The 13,608-nt window shown below is 71.6% G+C and carries 11 protein-coding genes; 6 read left to right on the forward strand and 5 right to left on the reverse strand.

Annotated features, from left to right (window positions below; all coding sequences use genetic code 11):
- Nucleotides 1-67: 67 nt before the first annotated feature.
- The 4 genes from HNR10_RS13620 to HNR10_RS13635 all read left to right on the forward strand — a co-directional run bounded on the left by HNR10_RS13620 (nt 68) and on the right by HNR10_RS13635 (nt 2,957).
- Entirely contained in the window at nt 68-856 is a 789-nt protein-coding gene (locus HNR10_RS13620; RefSeq protein ID WP_246406210.1) for a dioxygenase family protein, read from the forward strand.
- Between the two features lie 53 nt (nt 857-909).
- Nucleotides 910-1,476 carry an NADAR family protein gene (locus HNR10_RS13625; RefSeq protein ID WP_179823701.1) on the forward strand — a complete coding sequence of 189 codons (567 nt, stop codon included), beginning with the start codon at nt 910-912 and terminating at the stop codon, nt 1,474-1,476.
- Nucleotides 1,477-1,544: 68 nt separating this feature from the next.
- A complete protein-coding gene (locus HNR10_RS13630; protein ID WP_179823703.1) occupies nt 1,545-2,285 on the forward strand; it encodes an SDR family NAD(P)-dependent oxidoreductase in 741 nt (246 codons plus the stop codon).
- Between the two features lie 429 nt (nt 2,286-2,714).
- Nucleotides 2,715-2,957 carry a hypothetical protein gene (locus HNR10_RS13635; protein WP_179823705.1) on the forward strand — a complete coding sequence of 81 codons (243 nt, stop codon included), beginning with the start codon at nt 2,715-2,717 and terminating at the stop codon, nt 2,955-2,957.
- A 292-nt stretch (nt 2,958-3,249) separates the two neighbouring features.
- Here HNR10_RS13635 and HNR10_RS13640 read toward each other — a convergent pair whose 3' ends face one another.
- Nucleotides 3,250-3,999 carry an SDR family oxidoreductase gene (locus tag HNR10_RS13640; RefSeq protein ID WP_179823707.1) on the reverse strand — a complete coding sequence of 250 codons (750 nt, stop codon included), beginning with the start codon at nt 3,997-3,999 and terminating at the stop codon, nt 3,250-3,252.
- Nucleotides 4,000-4,127: 128 nt separating this feature from the next.
- Between HNR10_RS13640 and HNR10_RS13645 the strand changes: the two genes are divergently transcribed.
- Nucleotides 4,128-5,063, forward strand: a complete 936-nt coding sequence (locus HNR10_RS13645; protein ID WP_179823716.1) for a helix-turn-helix transcriptional regulator — start codon at nt 4,128-4,130, stop codon at nt 5,061-5,063.
- A gap of 226 nt (nt 5,064-5,289) precedes the next feature.
- On the opposite strand, the gene HNR10_RS13650 is transcribed toward HNR10_RS13645, so the two are convergent.
- Both HNR10_RS13650 and HNR10_RS13655 read right to left on the reverse strand, forming a co-directional pair.
- Entirely contained in the window at nt 5,290-6,588 is a 1,299-nt protein-coding gene (locus HNR10_RS13650) for a L,D-transpeptidase (protein ID WP_179823718.1), read from the reverse strand.
- A gap of 619 nt (nt 6,589-7,207) precedes the next feature.
- The gene (locus HNR10_RS13655) at nt 7,208-8,026 is read right to left on the reverse strand and encodes a helix-turn-helix transcriptional regulator (protein ID WP_312889256.1); all 819 of its coding nucleotides are present in this window, start codon (nt 8,024-8,026) and stop codon (nt 7,208-7,210) included.
- A 199-nt stretch (nt 8,027-8,225) separates the two neighbouring features.
- Between HNR10_RS13655 and HNR10_RS13660 the strand changes: the two genes are divergently transcribed.
- The gene (locus HNR10_RS13660; RefSeq protein ID WP_179823720.1) at nt 8,226-8,777 is read left to right on the forward strand and encodes a TIGR03086 family metal-binding protein; all 552 of its coding nucleotides are present in this window, start codon (nt 8,226-8,228) and stop codon (nt 8,775-8,777) included.
- Nucleotides 8,778-9,023: 246 nt separating this feature from the next.
- Here HNR10_RS13660 and HNR10_RS13665 read toward each other — a convergent pair whose 3' ends face one another.
- Nucleotides 9,024-11,021: an ABC1 kinase family protein gene (locus HNR10_RS13665; RefSeq protein ID WP_376769753.1), complete on the reverse strand. Its 1,998-nt coding sequence runs from the start codon at nt 11,019-11,021 to the stop codon at nt 9,024-9,026.
- Between the two features lie 674 nt (nt 11,022-11,695).
- A complete protein-coding gene (gene dacB, locus HNR10_RS13670) occupies nt 11,696-13,357 on the reverse strand; it encodes a D-alanyl-D-alanine carboxypeptidase/D-alanyl-D-alanine endopeptidase (protein ID WP_179823722.1) in 1,662 nt (553 codons plus the stop codon).
- Nucleotides 13,358-13,608 lie beyond the last annotated feature (251 nt).

Consider the following 13,608-nt stretch of genomic DNA (forward strand, 5'->3'; position numbering starts at 1 on the left):
CCGAAATAATTGAGCGTTCAATAATGTTCTGGTCAGACATCAAGAGATCCTAGTCCTGGAGGCTCCCATGGAGACCCGTCCACGGCGCATGCCGACCCTGTACCTCAGCCACGGCGCGCCGCCGTTGGCCGACGACGCCCAGTGGACCCGTGAACTGGCCGCCTGGTCCGCCGACCTGCCGCGGCCCCGCGCGATCCTCATGGTCTCCGCGCACTGGGAGGACGCCCCGCTCACGGTGGGCGCCACGACGGACGCGGCCCCGCTGACCTACGACTTCTGGGGTTTTCCGCAACGTTACTACGCGGTCACCTACGCCCACCCCGGAGCGCCGGAACTCGCGCGGCGCGTCAGCGCCCTCGTCTCCGGGCCCGGCCGGCACGTCCACCAGGACCCGTCCCGCGGCCTGGACCACGGCGCCTACGTCCCGCTCAAGGAGATGTACCCGGACGCCGACGTCCCGGTCCTCCAGGTCTCCATGCCGAGCCTGGACCCCGCGGAACTGCTCGATTTGGGCCGTCGCCTGGCACCGCTGCGCGAGGAGGGGGTGCTCATCGTCGGCAGCGGGTTCACCACCCACAACCTGCGCGAGATGTCGCCCGTGACGCACGGGGACGTGCCCGCGTGGTCGTCGGAGTTCGACGACTGGACGCACCGTACCGTGCTGGACCACGACGTCGACGCGCTGCTGGACTTCGAGCACAAGGCGCCCGCCGCGTCGATCGCGCACCCGCGCAGCGACCACTTCGCCCCGCTGTTCGTCGCGCTCGGGGCGAGTCTGGACGCGCACGACCGCTCCACCTCCACCGTGGACGGCTACTGGCACGGCATGGCCAAGCGCTCGTTCCAGTTCGACTGACCGCGCCGGAAAACCGGTGTCGGATTGTCGGCGCCTCCTGCCAGGATCGCCACATGTCCCCTGGTATCCATCCCACAGACGCCCGATCGGTGGCCGACCTCCTGCAGGCACGGGAACGCCCCAAGTTCCTGTTCTTCTGGGGGCACCGGCCCCCGGCGTCCGGCGGCGTGTCCGCCTCCTGCCTCTCCCAGTGGTGGCCGGCCGCGTTCACCGTGGACGGGGTCGCCTACCCCACGGCTGAGCACTACATGATGGCGGGCAAGGCCCGCCTGTTCGGCGACGCCGAGGCGGCCGAGCGGATCGTCGCGGCCGGCCACCCGCGCGACGCCAAGACCCTCGGCCGCCAGGTCCGCGGCTTCGACGAGGAGACCTGGGCGGCTGCCCGGTTCGAGATCGTGGTGCGCGGCAGCGTCGCCAAGTTCGGACAGCACCCGGAGCTGCGCGACTTCCTGCTCGGTACCGGACGGCGGGTCCTGGTCGAGGCCAGCCCCCGCGACCGGGTGTGGGGCATCGGCATGGGCGCCCGCAACGAGAAGGCGGAGAGACCCGAGGCATGGCGCGGAAGCAACCTGCTCGGCTTCGCCCTCATGGAGGCCCGCCACCGCCTCGCCGCGGCCTGAACGGGGACCCGAACGAGGCGTCGGATTTCCGCCAGCACGCGGCTGACGGGTCCGCGAGTCTGGAGCACATGAACGAACTGGAGAACAAGACGGCACTGGTCACCGGCGGCAGCCGGGGCATCGGAGCGGCGGTCGCCCTGCGGCTCGCCCAGGCCGGGGCCGACGTCGCCCTCACCTACGTCAGCGACGAGGCGGCAGCGAACGAGGTCGTGGAGAAGATCCGGGCGGCCGGGCGGCGGGCCGTCGCCCTGCGGGCCGACAACGGCGACGCCGCCGAGGCGGCCGGTGCGGTCGACCGCGCGGTGGAGGAGTTCGGGCGACTGGACGTCCTGGTGAACAACGCCGCCTCCTTCCCCTTCACGGCCACCGACGACGTCACTCCCGAGCAGCTCGACCGCGTCCTGGCGGTGAACGTCCAGGGACCCTTCCTCACCACCCGGGCCGCGCTGCGCCACATGGGAGAGGGCGCCTCCGTGATCACCATCGGCAGCAACGTCATCGAGCACGTGCCCTTCCCAGGGCTCACCCTGTACGCGACGAGCAAGGCGGCGCTGGTGGGAATGACGCGCGGCCTGGCCCGTGAACTGGGCTCGCGGGGGGTCACCATCACCCTCCTCAGCCCGGGGCCGATCGACACCGACGCCAACCCGGCCGACGGCCCCAACGCCGACGGCATCCGGTCCCTGGTTCCGCTCGGCCGCTTCGGCCGCGCCGAGGAGATCGCCGACACCGTGGCCCACCTGGCCGGCCCCGGCGGCCGGTTCGTGACCGGCACGGAGATCCACGTCGACGGCGGCATCAACGCCTGAGCGGCGTCCAGGGCAGCCCTCGTGTTCCACGTCCCGTGCCCCCGCGGCGGTACCGCCGCGGGGGCACGGGGCATTCCCGGGGTCGGAGGCCGAGTGCCGCGCACGCCCCGACGCCGACCGGCCCTCGAGTGGTTCTCGACCCGAACACCCACGAAAGTCCGAGAGAAACTCGAAATCACCCGACTCGCGTGGAACGGCAGCAGAATTCCCGTGACGTACACCCGGATTTCGCACCCGGCGACCCCCTGGCAGGAGTAGAGTCCGAATTCGCGGACAGCACGGTGCCCCAGCACCACAGGCACTCGCGCGCGCCGACCGACGGCAGCGCGCGTCCCGGAAAAACCGTTCCTTCGAGCGCGTAATTCACGCAGATCGACGTGCCGGGCACCGTCCTTCCTTTCGACAGGACGAGACACCCAGGGGATTCCCATGGCCTATTACCGCATTCAGCTGAGCGACGGTTCCTCCCGCACCCTCCAGGCGGTGCGCATGCGCACCGACGCCCGCAGCCTCTACCTGGAGGAGCAGAGCGCCGGGCAGTGGCATGAGGTCTTCGCCAACCCGCTGACGGACGTCGAGCGGGTGCAGCGGCGCTTCACCGAGAACGACGGCACCTGGACCTGGCTCAACGAGCGCCTGCCCGCCCCCATCGGCGGCGTGCGCGCCTGGTGACCAGGACCCGGTGATCAGGGGGCGCGGTTGCCCCCATGGAGCACACGGGCGGACCCCACCGGCTCTGTCATCGCCCCCGTGCGCACCCGACGACCGGCGCGGACGACCCCGGGCCGGGCGAGCACAGCACCGACCGGCGACCCGCGCTCCGAGGGCTCTGCCCTCGGGTGGCCGGGCCCCGGTCGTCCGCGCGGTGCTCGAAGCGCCCGCGAGTACCCACGAGCGAGCGGGAGCCCGCGCCGAGGCGCGAGCCCCCGCTCGACCGACGACCCCGACCGGGGCGGGGCGGCTCCTACCAGGCCAGGACCCCGTGCGAGTCCGGGTCCTCCGCCAGGGCGAGGTGGCCCCACAGCACACCGGACGGGCCGTCCTCCGGCAGCGTGGCCAGGTGCAGGCTCACCCGAGCGCCCTGTTCGGCCGACCGGGGGCCGGAGTGGCCGTTCATGTCCGTGGCGCAGTACCCCGGGTTGGCCGCGTTGACCTTGGCCGGCGTACCGGCGAGCGCTTTCGCGTACAGCGCGGTCACCATGTTCAGCGCGGACTTCGACGCGGGGTAGGCGATGCCCGGATCCACCCCCCCGAACGGATCCGCGGGGTCGGTCAGCGACGTGATCGAGCCGAGTTCGCTCGACACGTTCACCACGCGGGCCGCCTCGGAGCGGCGCAACAGCGGGAGGAAGGCATCGAGCACCCGCATCACCGACACCACGTTCACCTCCAGCACCTCGCGGAAGAGGTCGGTGCCCGAAAGGCCGGTCACTCCCCAGATCCCGGCGTTGTTGACCAGGACGTCGAGACGCCCGAACTCCTCCTCCACTCGTTGGACCGCCGCCTTGACGCTCGTGGCGTCGGTGATGTCGATCGCCAGCACACGGGCGTCGACACCCTCCTCCGTCAGCGCCCGTGCGGCCTCCGCCCCGCGCTGGGCGTCCCGTGCGCCCGCCAGCACCGTCATGCCCTCCAGGCCCAGCAGTCGCGCGGTCTGGAATCCGATTCCCCTGTTCGCCCCCGTGACAAGGGCGATCTTCGTCTGTTCGCTCATGTGTCTCATCGTGGAGTCCACCGCCACGCGGCGGGAGAGACCTGTCGAGGCTGGTATCGGCTGTACCAGTGTCATCCGGGCCCTGGTACGGCAGTCTGGAGGCGACCGACCGACAGGAGGCACCGACCGTGGACCGCACAGAACTCGCGGCGTTCCTGCGCGACCGCCGGGCGCGCATCGGCCCCGCCGAGGCGGGGCTCCCAGAGACCGCGCGACGCCGGACCCCCGGTCTGCGCCGCCAGGAGGTCGCCCAGCTCGCCGGGATGTCCGTGGAGTACTACATACGCCTGGAGCAGGCCCGCGGCCCCAACCCGTCCCGCCAGGTGCTCTCCGCGCTCGCGCGCGCCCTCATGCTCAGCGCCGACGAGCGCGCCTACATGTTCCGGGTGGCCGGGACGGAGCCGCCCGCCGTCCGCTCCCCCGACCGGAAGATCACCGACGGGGTGCGCCACCTGCTGGCCAACCTCACCACCACGCCCGCCTACGTCCTGGACGCCAAGTACGACGTGCTCGCCTGGAACCGCCTCGCGCCGCACTTCATCGGCGACATGTCGGCCCTGCCGGAGGACGGACGCAACATCATCGAGTGGTTGTTCTCGCTGCCCGAGGACGATCCCCAGTGGGCGGACGCCAGCACCGACCACTTCAGCCGCTACTCCGTGGCCGACCTGCGCGCGGCCTACGCCCGCTACCCGGGCGACCGGGACATCGCCCGCATGGTGACCACCCTGCTGGGCTCCTCCCCCCGGTTCGCGCACCTGTGGGCCTCGATGGACGTCCACGAGCGCCGGGGTTTCGCGAAGCGGATCCACCACCCGAGCCTGGGCCCCCTGGAGTTCGCCTGCCAGGTGCTGCTGGTGCCCGACACCGACCAGCGCGTGATGATGTACTGCCCCGAGCCGGGATCACCGACCGAGGAGGCCATGCGCCACCTGTACACCCAGTCGGCCGATCCGGCCCGGGGCCGGCCGGTCGACGGCCCGCAGCCGGGGTTCCGTGCTCCGTGCGGACCGGGCGACTTCGTGCACGCACAACGGCTCCGGACGGTCTCCGAGGCGCTCTGACCGAGGACCTGTACCGGCCGGGGACCTGCTCGCCCCGACCGGTGGCCTGGGTGAGCCGCGCGCGGGTGCCCACGGCCGGGTCGGGCCGGGACGGCGCGTGTCGGCGGCGGTCTGAGCCCGCCGAGAGTCCGCAAGAGGGCTGTGTGGCGCGGCCGGTCCGGAAAGCGGGAAGGGCGCCGGGAACCTCGCGGTTCCCGGCGCCCTTCCCGTGCGTGCGTTCGGCTGTCTACTCGGTCTCGCCGAAGACGGAGCCGGGGGTGCCGGAGCCATCGGTGGTCTGCGGCTCACCGGTGACGCTGCCCTCCAGCCACTCGTCCCACGACTTCTCCCAGTAGCCCCAACCGTTGTTCCACTCGATCTGCCGGTCGGTGCCGGTCGTGTCGAGGATGTCGCCCATCAGGATGTTCTCGAACATCCACCGGGCGTCCTCCGACCGCATGTTGGTGCAGCCGTGGGAGGTGTTGGCGGAGCCGATGTTGGGGTTGTAGTCGGCCTCGTGGATGAACTCGCCGCTGTTGGAGGTGCGGATCGCGTACTGCACGTCCACCCGGTAGCCGCCCGGGGAGTCGGCGGGGACGCCGAGCGTCGCCGAGTCCATCGTCAGGTGCCGGTAGCGCTCCATGAACACGTGGGTGCCGGTCGTGGTGGTGTAGGCCCGGGTGGTCCCCATGCCGTTGCTCACCTCGATCGTGCGCTCGTGCTCCCCGTCGATGGTGATGTCCATCTCGTGGTCGGGCACGTGCTGGGTCGCGATCAGCTCGCGGCCGACCTCGAAGTCGATCTGGTAGTTGCGCGCGCCGTAGACACCCTCGGACGCCTCGACACCGGCGAGGTGGAGGTCGACCGTGACGTTCTGGTACGGCTCCCAGTACTCCTCGGTGCGGAACACGGCCATCTGGTCGGAGACCCAGTTCCAGGCCCCGTCGATGTCCTGCTCGGCCGTGACCTCCATGGAGTTCTCGACCTGCTCCTTGTTGGTCACCGGGAGGTCGAAGTTGATGACCACCGGCATGCCGACGCCGACCGTGTCCCCGGAGGTGGGGAAGTTCGACGCGAGTTCGAGCTTCATCCCGGGGGTGGCGGGCAGGGTGGTGAACTCGTGGACCAGCTCGGTCTCCTCGCCGGCCGCGTTGGCGGCGGTGGCGGTGACCACGACCTCGGCGCCCGGGGTCAGGGCCCAGTCGCTGGTCCACTCGGTCTCGTCCTCGCTGAGCCGACCGGTCATTTCGAGGGGGTCCTCGGCGGCCTCGCCGCCCTCGACCCCGGCCTCGGTGGGGACCACCTGGTCGACCTGGACGTCGGTGATGACACCGTGCTCCGCGGTGACCTGGATGGGGGAGTTCGGTTCGAGCTGCTCGGAGCCGTCATCCGGGGTGATGACCAGCTCGGCGGGCGCGGTGTCCTCGGGCGCGGCGCTGTTGCTCTGCGTCTCCGCCTCACCCCCGGAAGAGGTGCAGGCGGTGGTGGCGAGGGTGAGCGCGGCCAGCGCGACGCCGAACCGGCGCACCGTCGTCGGGTGGGTCATGCCCCTCACGTCTGGACCTCCGTGTTTTCCGTTGAGCCGTAATCCGACGCCATGCGTCCCTAGCAGTTAGGACGCACAGGACCAGAAAAGGTTCTGAACTCTGGCGCATCGGTATCAAGCGGTTATCCCGGGCGCCGCCGGCCCATGGTGGGGGAGCCGAACCGCCGACGATACAACCCGGGGGTACGCGTTCCGACCCCTGGGTCCGGGATTGTGCGTGTGCGTACTCCACTCGATCCGTGTGGCCGTCCTCGCCCGGGGCGAGGCGGCCGATCTGGGCTCCGCACCCATCCCGACCCGACCGCAGGACGGCACGGATGGGGACACGATGCGAGGATGGGGCGACCGCGAGCGGTCGGGAACCAAGCGTCGAGGAGGGGTCGTACCGTGGCTCCGTCCACCCGGAGCGGCCGCCACCGCGCGATCGCGGCGGCGATGGCTTCGCACTGCTCCGAGGGCTTGAGCCCGGTTCGTCCCCTGGATCCTCGGGGTCGTGGGGTACGTCGGACTATTCTACGCTCACCCGCGGACACCACCTGAACGTTCTGTGCGTCCGAAACCCCGGTTTCCGCGGGCTTCGGAGTCGGGACGTCGTGGTCCCGCGGTCAGGGAGGCGCGGTCAGGCGGTCGTGGTCGGCCGGGAGGCGACCCCGGCGCCACTGCGCGCCGCGTAGGCGGCGGGCGGCATCCCGATGATCGAGGTGAACTCCCGGGTGAGGTGTGACTGGTCGCTGAACCCGAGTTCGGCCGCCACGACGCTCCAGTCCGTCGCCCCGCCCCTGCGGGCACGTTCGGCCGCCTCGTAGAGCCGGTAGCGGCGGATCACCGTCTTGGGGCCCAGACCGACGTGGTCGGCGAAGCGGCGCTGGAGCAACCGCACGCCCATGCCCTCGCGCCGGGCCAGCGGCGCCACACCCACCACGGTCGGGTCGGCTGCGATGCGTTCCACGACGGCCGTGGTGTCCTCGGCGGGATGGCGGTCGGCGGGCACGCGCCCGGCCAGGAAGCGGTCCACGTCGGCGATCAGTCGTGTCGGGTCCTCCCGGTGGAACTCCGCCCCGTCGAACACCTCGCCCAGTGGCAGCACGGCGTCCACGATCGTGTTCATCGGGCGGCCGAGGAAGGGCCTGAACCCGGCGGGCCGGAACATCACCCCGAGCGCCCACCCGGAACCCGCCAGACGTCGCGCGGTGACCCGCGTCGTCGGTCCGTGCACGGTCGCCTCGCCGCCGACGAACACGACGTTCACGACGGGGTGGGCCAACACCTGCTGGGTGAAGGGTTCGTCCTCGGGCAGGTCCCAGGAGGCCACCCAGTAGCGGTCCACGAACCGGGCGACGGCTTCCGAGGGCGCGGACCGGTCCAGCCGGAACCGGGTCAGCCCGGTGGCCGGGTCGATGATGCCGCGTGCGTCCTTGTCCACGGGAAGAGGATCCACGCGTCCAGCCTAGACCGCGCTCACCGCTTCGTCCCGGAAACGAGAGGACCGGAAACGGACCTTGGGGACCCCGGACCCGACCAGGCCAGAGCACGCGAAACGAACACGCGTTCCCGTGTCGCGTTTGTTCAAGACGGCACGTGCCGGGATCGGCGAATCTGGACCTCCCTACCCGGTGAAACACGACCAGGAGAGCGCGATGAGCGACATTGCCACCCGATACGCCCGTCTGTCCGACGCCTTCGCCGCCACCGTGGCGGCCGTCCCCGAGGACCGCTGGTCGGCCGACTCCCCCTGTGAGGGGTGGTCGGCACGCGACGTGGTCGCCCACGTGGTCGACACACAGGGCATGTTCCTCCGGTTGGTCGGCCGCGACCTCGGCGACATCCCGTCGGCCGCCGACGACCCGGCGGCCGCCTGGGACGCGGCCCGCGGCGTGGTCCAGGCCGACCTGGACGACCCCGATCGCGCCGGCACCGAGTTCGACGGCTTCTTCGGCCGGACGACGTTCGCCGAGGCCGTCGACCGCTTCCTCAACTTCGACCTCATCATTCACCGTTGGGACCTGGCACGCGCCACCGGCCAGGACGACCGGATCGATCCCGCGGACATGCGCTGGGCACTGGAGGCGACCACGGTGTTCGGCCCGCACCTGCGCCGAGAGGGCGTGTGCGGCCCCGAACTCACCCCTCCGGACGGAGCCGACGAGCAGACCAGGTTCCTCGCCTTCCTCGGCCGCCGCGCCTGGTAGCAGGCGCCGGTCCGGTGGCCGGGGCCGCCCTGGGCGCCGCGTGCACATCGACCGCCGGACAAGCCACAGGTCGGACGCACATCGACCGCGAGGCCAGCCCAGGCGCAGTCCGGGCGCACGCCAACCACCACGCCAACCCGCGAGCCGGATACACACCGACCACCAGGCCAACCCATCGGCCGCGTACACACCGGCCCGGTGGCCTGGGCCACCCTGAGCGCACGGCGCACACCGCCCTCGGTCGGGTCAGGGCCGGCCGATGCGTCTGCGCTTGCCTTCCTTGGCCACGCCGACCAGCAACCGCAGGATCATCAGCCCCGAGGACGCCAACAGCAACCAGGCCGCCAGGGTGAGGATCCGGGACGGCGCCGACAACGAGAACCACTCCGCGTCGGAGCCGCCGATGACGTTGAACAGGCCCACGGACATCAGGCCGGTGGCCACCGCCAGGACGGTGAGTACGGCGCGCTGCACCACCCCGTGCACGAGTCTGCGGTCGTCCGGGTGCGCGAACGTGCGGATCCGCACCGTGAACCGGCCCTTGTGCAACTGGTCGGAGATCCGGTCCAGCTTGCGCGGCATCCGGCGCAGCGCGGGCAGCATGGCCGCGAACTCCGCCAGGGCCGCGTCGCGCAGGTGGTCGGCGTCCAGCTGCCCCGCCATGCGCTCCTCGGCGAACCGGCGCGCCTCGCTGACGGTGTCGAACCCCGGGGAGAGGTGCACGAGCGTGCCCTCCAGGGTGGCCAGGGCGCGGAACACCGCGGCCAGTTCGGCCGGGAGCGACAGCCCGAACCGGGTGACGATGAGCATCAGCTCGGTGAACATCCGCATGCTGGGCGCGGCGGAACTGTGCATGTACCGCGCCATGAACTGCCCCAGTGCACGGCGCAGCCGCTCCTCGTCCACCTCGGTGGTGTCGTCCACCACGTCCAGCAGCGTGTCCGTGAGCAGGACCGCGTCGGTGCGGTCGATGGCCAGCAGCATCATGCGCAGGGACTCGCGCATCTGCCCGTCCAGGCGGCCCACCGACCCGTAGTCGAGCAGGCCCACGCCGTCCTCCAGCAGCATGATGTTGCCCGGGTGGGGGTCGGCGTGGAAGATGCCGCTCATCATCACCTGCTCCAGCAGGCAGTCGAGCAGGGTGCGGGCGACGGCCGCCCCGTCGACACCGCTCAGGTCCGCGCTGCCGAGCGGAGTGCCGTGCAGCCGCTCCATGACCAGGACCCGGCGCGTGGTGTACGCCTCGTGCACCTGGGGGATGCGGACGGCGGAGTCCGCGGTGGCCTCGGCGACCGCGGCGATGTTGGCCGCCTCCACCTCGAAGTCCAGCTCCTCCAGCAGCGCCTCCGCGAACCCCTCGGCGAGCTCCACCACACCGATGGCGGGCCCCCAGTCGGTGGTCTGCTCGAACTTGCGCGCCAGCCGCCGGATGATGTCGAGGTCGCGCCGTACGACCGACGAGATCCCCGGCCGCTGGACCTTGACGACCACCTCTCCCCCGTCCTTGAGGGTGGCCAGGTGGGCCTGGGCGATGGACGCGGCGGCCAGCGGTTCGGCGGCGAAGTCGGTGAAGACCTCCTCGACCGGCTGGCCCAGCTCGCGTTCGAGTGTGTCGCGCACCTGCTCGACGGGCACGGGACTGGCCTCGCTGTGCAGTCGGCCCAGTTCCTCGACGAACACCGGGGACAGCAGGTCGCGACGGGTGGCCAGGACCTGGCCGAGCTTGACGAAGACCACCCCCGCCTCCTCCATGGAACGGGAGAGAGAGCGGGCGAGCCGACGCTGGGTGGAGGCGTCCTCCCCGCCGTCGCGGCGCCCGGTGACGTAGCCCCAGAGGCCGTGCCGGGCGAGGATCCACACGATCCGCCGGTACCGCCCCACCCGCCCGAACAGGTTGAGCACGGCGCGCGCGGCCGTCACCGGCCGCAGCCGCGTGCCCTGGGGTACGGCGAGTTCGAACGCGACGAACACGAGCAGGGCCGCGGCCGCCATCGAGCCGAACAGCAGGACGAGGACCTCTGGCTCCGAGTGTTCCGCTGTGGTGGAGGTGGCGGCGGTCTGGAAGCTGTCGAAGGCGAGCAGGATCCCGACGGCTCCGCCCGCTCCCATGCCCACCAGACCGGCCACCGCGAGCCGGGGCAGGTTGAACGGCACGCCCATCATCCGGCTGGCCAGCAGGCCGAGACCGACGAGGAAGACGATGAAGACGGCGAACGAGACGAGCTGTGCCGTCAGGGCACTCACGGCCGATCCCGTCGCACCCACGAGGGCCGTCGACGCGTACGCGAAGGATGGTGGGAGGAGGGTGAGCATGCTCACGAAGCCTTTCAGGGCTGGGTCGCGCCCACGCGGGCACTGGTCGAACCTGGACACGGGGTCGGCTCAGAGGTGACCGCGGGGGGCCGTGGCGTAGCCGTGATCCAAGATTGCCACGTTCGCGGCGTTCGTGCCGACGGCGTCCACAGGCCTGTGGACAAAGGCGAGGACGCCCCGGCGCCGTCCGCGCTCGTCCACAGGCTGTGGACAAGACGCGGGGCCGCGCGAGGACGTCCTCGCGCGGCCCCTCGGCACACCCGGCCCTTCGGCGCGCCCGGCCGTGGCGTCATCGGTCACTCGACGCATCCGACCGTTCGGCGCGCCGGCCCAGCTGTAGCGTGACCGGCCGCTCGACGCACCCGGCCGTTCGACGCGCCTCGCTGCTCGGCCCACCCAGCTGTGGCGTGACCGGACACTCGACGCATCCGGCCGTCCGGTCCACCGACCGGCAGTACCGCAGGTCAGCGCGGCAGTACCGCAGTTCAGTGCGTCAATCAGTGGATCGGCAGGTCAACACCGGCGGGCCAACAGATCAGCGCCGGCGGGTCAGCGGGCGGGCCGGCCGGTCAGCGGGCGGGCCGGCGGATCAGCGGACCGCCGCGTCAGCAGGCCTCGACCCACGTGCACTCCAGGTCACCGCTTCCGGCCGGGGCGGTGGTGGAGACCTCAGCTTCGCCGCGCGCGAGCGGACGCACCGGGGCCGTGTGGCCCGCGTACTCGGCCAGCCGCGTCGCCAGCGCGTCCTGCACGCCCCACGGCGCCGAACCCGCGTGCCCGTTGTTGATGACGCTGAACACCAGGTCGTCACCGTCGGCACCGTGCACGTACCCGGACAGGGCGCTCACGCCCGACAGCGTCCCGGTCTTCGCGCTCACCACGCCCTCGGCCGCCGTGCCGCCCATGCGGCCGGACAGCGTGCCCCCGACGAACGGGTCGGGGTCGCCGGCCACCGGCAGCGAGTCGTGCCACGCCTCGAACCACGGCTCGTCGCGCACCTGGGTGTAGAGGTCGACCACGCTCGCCGCGGTGGCGAGGTTGCCGCGCGACAGGCCGGAGCCGTCGTGCATGCGCATGTCACTCATGTCCACGCCCAGGCCGGTCAGGGCCTCCTGGGTCCCGGCCAGGCCGGCCTCCCACGAGCCCTCTCCCGCGACCTCCTGGCCGATGCCCTTGACCAGCATCTCCGCGTGCATGTTGTTGCTGAACTTCAGCAGCGTGGGCATCGTCTCGACCAGGGTCGGGGACTCGTGCTCGGCGAGCACGTCGTTGTCCTCGCCGTCGGGCAGCGCGCCCTGCTCGACGTTACCCTTGACCACGACGCCGTGCCGCTCCAGCGCCTCCTCGAACACGTGGGCGGTGAACGCGGCGGGCTCGTCGACGGTGCGGACCCTGGTCATCGGGCTCGCGCCCTCGGGGAGCGAACCGGTGACCTCGATGGTGTTGGTGCCCAGGGGACGCGTGATCGACAGCGTGCTCGTACTGTCGGCGGCGCCGGTCACGGCCTGGTTGTCCAGCTCCATGTACCCCTCGGCCAGACCCAGGTCCACCTCGACCGGCTCGCCCTCGGCGCCCGCCGTCACCTCGACCTCGGTCACACCGGTGTCGTAGCGGTCCCCGTGCGCGAGCGTCAGCGCCGAGATCTGCGCCGCGTACGCGTACGGCTCGTCCGTCGGGTCCCAGTCGTCCACCTGGCGCTGGTCGTCGAACCAGGTGTCGTCGGCGACTACGTCGCCCTTGACCCAGCGGACCCCGGAGGCGGCCACGTCGGCGGCCAGCGCGTCCAGGTCGTCCACCGAGAGCATGGGGTCGCCGGTGCCGACGATGTAGAGGTCGCTCACCGAGCCCCAGCGGTTGGGGCCCTCCTCCACCACCACGTCGGTGGAGAACGTGTGGTCGGTGCCCAGGACCTCCAGTGCGGCCACGGTGCTGAACAGCTTCAGGTTGGAGGCGGGCAGCAACTGGGTGTCCGCGTCGCGCGAGTAGAGGCGTTCGCCGGTGTCGGGGTCGGTGACGACCACACCGGACACGGCGCCTTCGAGCGTGGGGTCCTCCAGCAGCGCGTCGATGTCGGCGCGGAGCTCGTCGATCCGAGCGGCGTCGTCAGCGCTCTCGACGGTGTCGGCGAGGACGGGTTCGGCTGCCAGAGTCGAGACAGGGAGCAGCGGGACGGTGACGAGGGCCGTGGCGGAGAGCCATGCCCAACCTCGCCTCCTCTCACCACGTCTCCTCCGGGTCACGGGGGTCGGTCGGGGAGTGGCAGTCATTGATCTCCTCGGGGGATCAGGCACGGACTCGCGGCAAGAACCTACACGAATCCCATCGGGGGCGGGCCTTTCCCACGTTCACCAGGCGAGCCGTGATGTGGGTCACATACGAGCAGAGCCACTCGAACCGCTGGTCAGGGGGCCGGGCACCGCGCCCGCCCCGAAGAACCGCCGCGCCACCCCCGCGCACCGCCCCTGGCCCGCCCGTCGCACATCCCCGCACACGACGGCGCCGGGGACGCGGACCCCTC

Source organism: Nocardiopsis aegyptia, assembly GCF_013410755.1.
GTDB lineage: Bacteria > Actinomycetota > Actinomycetes > Streptosporangiales > Streptosporangiaceae > Nocardiopsis > Nocardiopsis aegyptia.